Genomic DNA, 5,550 nt, shown 5'->3' on the forward strand with positions numbered 1-5,550 from the left:
ATAGAAATAATATCTTGACGAAGGCTGGAAGTGTGGTTAAAATGCGCGGCTCTTCACTGCTTAAGCAAGTTGGTTTTGCGGTGGAGCAGTCGGCTAGGTTTGGCGGCTTTTGGTGGTTGGTCAAGTTGTTTGTTTTTGGTGTTTCGGTTTTTGAAATGACTTAAAAAATAAATTTGACAGAAACTGAAAACGCTGTAGAATATGTCGGCTCAACAGGGCGAAATGCTCTGGCTCTTTAACAAACTAAATCGAAATAATTTGTGTGGGTATGTGTAGCGACTATGTGCTGTTAAAAATAGTCGACACAGAAACCACGTCAATTCGCAAGAAAAGATGTTCTGTAGTCGAGCCAAGATTGGTCACTAATCTTATTTAGTGACGCGTTAAAAATTAAACTGAAGAGTTTGATCATGGCTCAGATTGAACGCTGGCGGTATGCTTAACACATGCAAGTCGAACGGTAGCAGGCCTTCGGGCGCTGACGAGTGGCGGACGGGTGAGTAATGCATAGGAATCTGCCTATTAGTGGGGGACAACGTGGGGAAACTCACGCTAATACCGCATACGCCCTACGGGGGAAAGCTGGGGATCTTCGGACCTGGCGCTAATAGATGAGCCTATGTTGGATTAGCTAGTTGGTAGGGTAATGGCCTACCAAGGCGACGATCCATAGCTGGTCTGAGAGGATGATCAGCCACACTGGGACTGAGACACGGCCCAGACTCCTACGGGAGGCAGCAGTGGGGAATATTGGACAATGGGCGAAAGCCTGATCCAGCAATACCGCGTGTGTGAAGAAGGCCTGAGGGTTGTAAAGCACTTTCAATAGGAAGGAATACCTACCGGTTAATACCCGGTAGACTGACATTACCTATACAAGAAGCACCGGCTAACTCCGTGCCAGCAGCCGCGGTAATACGGAGGGTGCAAGCGTTAATCGGAATTACTGGGCGTAAAGCGTGCGTAGGCGGTTGTTTAAGTCAGATGTGAAAGCCCTGGGCTTAACCTGGGAACTGCATTTGATACTGGGCAACTAGAGTTTAGTAGAGGGGAGTGGAATTTCAGGTGTAGCGGTGAAATGCGTAGAGATCTGAAGGAACACCAGTGGCGAAGGCGGCTCCCTGGACTAAAACTGACGCTGAGGTACGAAAGCGTGGGTAGCAAACAGGATTAGATACCCTGGTAGTCCACGCCGTAAACGATGTCAACTAACTGTTGGGTTCTTAAAGAACTTAGTAGTGGAGCTAACGTATTAAGTTGACCGCCTGGGGAGTACGGCCGCAAGGCTAAAACTCAAATGAATTGACGGGGGCCCGCACAAGCGGTGGAGCATGTGGTTTAATTCGATGCAACGCGAAGAACCTTACCTACCCTTGACATCCAGAGAATCTGTTAGAGATAGCGGAGTGCCTTCGGGAACTCTGAGACAGGTGCTGCATGGCTGTCGTCAGCTCGTGTTGTGAAATGTTGGGTTAAGTCCCGTAACGAGCGCAACCCTTATCCTTAGTTGCCAGCGGGTCATGCCGGGAACTCTAGGGAGACTGCCGGTGATAAACCGGAGGAAGGTGGGGACGACGTCAAGTCATCATGGCCCTTATGGGTAGGGCTACACACGTGCTACAATGGCCGGTACAGAGGGCTGCGAACTCGCGAGAGTAAGCGAATCCCAAAAAGCCGGTCCCAGTCCGGATCGCAGTCTGCAACTCGACTGCGTGAAGTCGGAATCGCTAGTAATCGCGGATCAGAATGCCGCGGTGAATACGTTCCCGGGCCTTGTACACACCGCCCGTCACACCATGGGAGTGGGTTGCAAAAGAAGTAGGTAGTTTAACCTTCGGGAGGGCGCTTACCACTTTGTGATTCATGACTGGGGTGAAGTCGTAACAAGGTAGCCCTAGGGGAACCTGGGGCTGGATCACCTCCTTACAAAGACGGCACACCGTTACACGTACTCACAACAAATTATTTCGATTGAAAGACGCACCTGGGTCTGTAGCTCAGTTGGTTAGAGCGCACCCCTGATAAGGGTGAGGTCGGAGGTTCAACTCCTCCCAGACCCACCAACGCATAAAAGGCGAAAGCGACAAGGCGGAACACGAACAGGCAACGATTCTGGCTAGGTCAGAAAGTTGAACGGAATCGGATTTCGGCTTGAGTCTTGGTCTTTAGTCTGTTTTAGGGGCCATAGCTCAGCTGGGAGAGCGCCTGCCTTGCACGCAGGAGGTCGGGAGTTCGATCCTCCCTGGCTCCACCATCATGCTTACGCTGAGGGTTAACCAGTTCGTCACCACTAGATAGTCGATGTCAGAACATCAACGCTATATGGTTTTATCGCAGGATAAAGACTGTATAGCATTGGTATTCGTACCGATAGCTCTTTAACAATATGGAAATCTGTAACTATAGTAACGATCGGAAACGATCGAAACTGAAACGAGTTGCGGTTTGAATGATGTCAATGTCGAAAGATAAAGACAGAAAGCAAACAGCATGTCGTTCTCAAGCAGAAAAAATCAGCGAAAATGTCAGCTGGCAGTATAACCAAAGTACAGACGTATTCGGGTTATATGGTCAAGTGAATAAGCGCATACGGTGAATGCCTAGGCAGTAAGAGGCGATGAAGGACGTTGTAGCATGCGAAAAGCTTTGGGGAGCCTGCAAACCGGCTGTGATCCAGAGATGTCCGAATGGGGAAACCCGGCGTGCATAAGCACGTCATCTTTGAGTGAATACATAGCTCACTGAAGCGAACCCGGAGAACTGAAACATCTAAGTACCCGGAGGAAAAGAAATCAACCGAGATTCCCTAAGTAGTGGCGAGCGAACGGGGACTAGCCCTTAAGCTAGGATAAGGTTAGTGGAACGGTCTGGAAAGTCCGGCGATACAGGGTGATAGCCCCGTACACGAAAACCTTTTTCTAGTGAAATCGAGTAGGTCGGAGCACGTGAAACTTTGACTGAATATGGGGGGACCATCCTCCAAGGCTAAATACTCCTTACTGACCGATAGTGAACTAGTACCGTGAGGGAAAGGCGAAAAGAACCGCGGAGAGCGGAGTGAAATAGAACCTGAAACCGTATGCGTACAAGCAGTGGGAGCCCCTTCGTGGGGTGACTGCGTACCTTTTGTATAATGGGTCAGCGACTTACATTTTGTGGCAAGCTTAACCGAATAGGGGAGGCGTAGCGAAAGCGAGTCTTAATAGGGCGTTTAGTCGCAAGGTGTAGACCCGAAACCGGGCGATCTATCCATGGCCAGGCTGAAGGTTGGGTAATACTAACTGGAGGGCCGAACCCACGTCTGTTGAAAAAGACGGGGATGAGCTGTGGATCGGAGTGAAAGGCTAATCAAGCTCGGAGATAGCTGGTTCTCCTCGAAAGCTATTTAGGTAGCGCCTCGTGTATCACTGCTGGGGGTAGAGCACTGTTTCGGCTAGGGGGTCATCCCGACTTACCAACCCGATGCAAACTCCGAATACCAGCAAGTGCAAGCACGGGAGACACACGGCGGGTGATAAGGTCCGTCGTGAAAAGGGAAACAGCCCAGACCGTCAGCTAAGGTCCCCAAATCTATGCTCAGTGGGAAACGATGTGGAAAGGCACAGACAGCCAGGAGGTTGGCTTAGAAGCAGCCATCCTTTAAAGAAAGCGTAATAGCTCACTGGTCGAGTCGGTCTGCGCGGAAGATTTACCGGGGCTAAGCATAGTACCGAAGCTACGGATTTACGCGTTAAGCGTGAGTGGTAGAGGAGCGTTCCGTACGCCTGCGAAGGTTCATTGAGAAGTGGGCTGGAGGTATCGGAAGTGCGAATGCTGACATAAGTAACGATAAAGGGGGTGAAAAACCCCCTCGCCGAAAACCCAAGGTTTCCTGCGCAACGTTAATCGACGCAGGGTTAGTCGGCACCTAAGGCGAGGCTGAAAAGCGTAGTCGATGGAAAACAGGTTAATATTCCTGTACCAGTAGTAACTGCGATGGGGTGACGGAGAAGGCTATATCAGCTGTCGGTTGGAAGTGGCAGTTTAAGCAGGTAGGCATGCATCTTAGGCAAATCCGGGGTGCTTTATGCCGAGACGTGATGACGAGCGGTTCGAAAGAACAGCGAAGTGATAGATGCCCTGCTTCCAGGAAAAACCTCTAAGCTTCAGGTTACTAGTGGCCGTACCCTAAACCGACACAGGTGGGTGGGATGAAAATTCTAAGGCGCTTGAGAGAACCCAGGTGAAGGAACTAGGCAAAATGATACCGTAACTTCGGGAGAAGGTATGCCCTCATTACGTGAAGGTCCTCGCGACTGGAGCGGAAGGGGGTTGCAAAAAATCGGTGGCTGCGACTGTTTAGCAAAAACATAGCACTCTGCAAACACGAAAGTGGACGTATAGGGTGTGACGCCTGCCCGGTGCTGGAAGGTTAATTGATGGGGTTATCTTCGGAGAAGCTCTTGATCGAAGCCCCAGTAAACGGCGGCCGTAACTATAACGGTCCTAAGGTAGCGAAATTCCTTGTCGGGTAAGTTCCGACCTGCACGAATGGCGTAACGATGGCCACACTGTCTCCACCTGGGACTCAGTGAAATTGAAATCGCTGTGAAGATGCAGTGTACCCGCGGCTAGACGGAAAGACCCCGTGCACCTTTACTATAGCTTGACACTGGACTTTGAACCTACTTGTGTAGGATAGGTGGGAGGCTTTGAAGCGGGAACGCCAGTTCTCGTGGAGCCAACCTTGAAATACCACCCTGGTATGTTTGGAGTTCTAACCTCGACCCGTTATCCGGGTTAGGGACAGTGTCTGGTGGGTAGTTTGACTGGGGCGGTCTCCTCCTAAAGAGTAACGGAGGAGCACGAAGGTACCCTCAGCCTGGTCGGAAATCAGGCAATGAGTGCAAAGGCATAAGGGTGCTTGACTGCGAGACGGACAAGTCGAGCAGGTACGAAAGTAGGTCTTAGTGATCCGGTGGTTCTGTATGGAAGGGCCATCGCTCAACGGATAAAAGGTACGCCGGGGATAACAGGCTGATACCGCCCAAGAGTTCATATCGACGGCGGTGTTTGGCACCTCGATGTCGGCTCATCACATCCTGGGGCTGAAGCAGGTCCCAAGGGTATGGCTGTTCGCCATTTAAAGTGGTACGCGAGCTGGGTTCAGAACGTCGTGAGACAGTTCGGTCCCTATCTGCCGTGGGCGTTTGAGATTTGAGGGAAGCTGCTCCTAGTACGAGAGGACCGGAGTGGACGAACCTCTGGTGTTCCGGTTGTCATGCCAATGGCATTGCCGGGTAGCCACGTTCGGACAGGATAACCGCTGAAAGCATCTAAGCGGGAAGCCCCTCCCAAGATGAGATCTCACTGGGACTTTAAGTCCCCTGAAGGGCCGTCGGAGACTACGACGTTGATAGGCACGGTGTGGAAGCGCAGTAATGTGTGAAGCTAACGTGTACTAATTGCCCGTGAGGCTTGACCATATAACACCCAATGCGTTTGGGTAAGGTCAGACGACAAAAGCTGATAAAACGCAAGAGAACGACAAACTCGATACAGATTTCCATG

The 5,550-nt window shown here is 50.9% G+C and carries 2 tRNA genes and 2 rRNA genes; all 4 read left to right on the forward strand.

Annotated elements, in window-relative coordinates:
- Positions 1 to 392: 392 nt before the first annotated feature.
- The 4 genes from NP589_RS21075 to NP589_RS21090 all read left to right on the forward strand — a co-directional run bounded on the left by NP589_RS21075 (position 393) and on the right by NP589_RS21090 (position 5,465).
- Positions 393 to 1,926: ribosomal RNA gene (locus tag NP589_RS21075) — 16S ribosomal RNA — on the forward strand.
- 60 nt (positions 1,927 to 1,986) lie between these two features.
- A tRNA-Ile gene (locus NP589_RS21080) sits at positions 1,987 to 2,063 on the forward strand.
- Between the two features lie 115 nt (positions 2,064 to 2,178).
- Positions 2,179 to 2,254 (forward strand) — tRNA-Ala (locus NP589_RS21085).
- A 315-nt stretch (positions 2,255 to 2,569) separates the two neighbouring features.
- Positions 2,570 to 5,465: ribosomal RNA gene (locus NP589_RS21090) — 23S ribosomal RNA — on the forward strand.
- Together the 16S and 23S rRNA genes with 2 tRNA genes alongside form the textbook arrangement of a ribosomal RNA operon.
- Positions 5,466 to 5,550: the final 85 nt, after the last annotated feature.

Origin of the sequence: Methylomonas rosea (genome assembly GCF_024505055.1) — a bacterium.
In the GTDB taxonomy this organism is placed as follows: Bacteria; Pseudomonadota; Gammaproteobacteria; order Methylococcales; family Methylomonadaceae; genus Methylomonas; species Methylomonas rosea.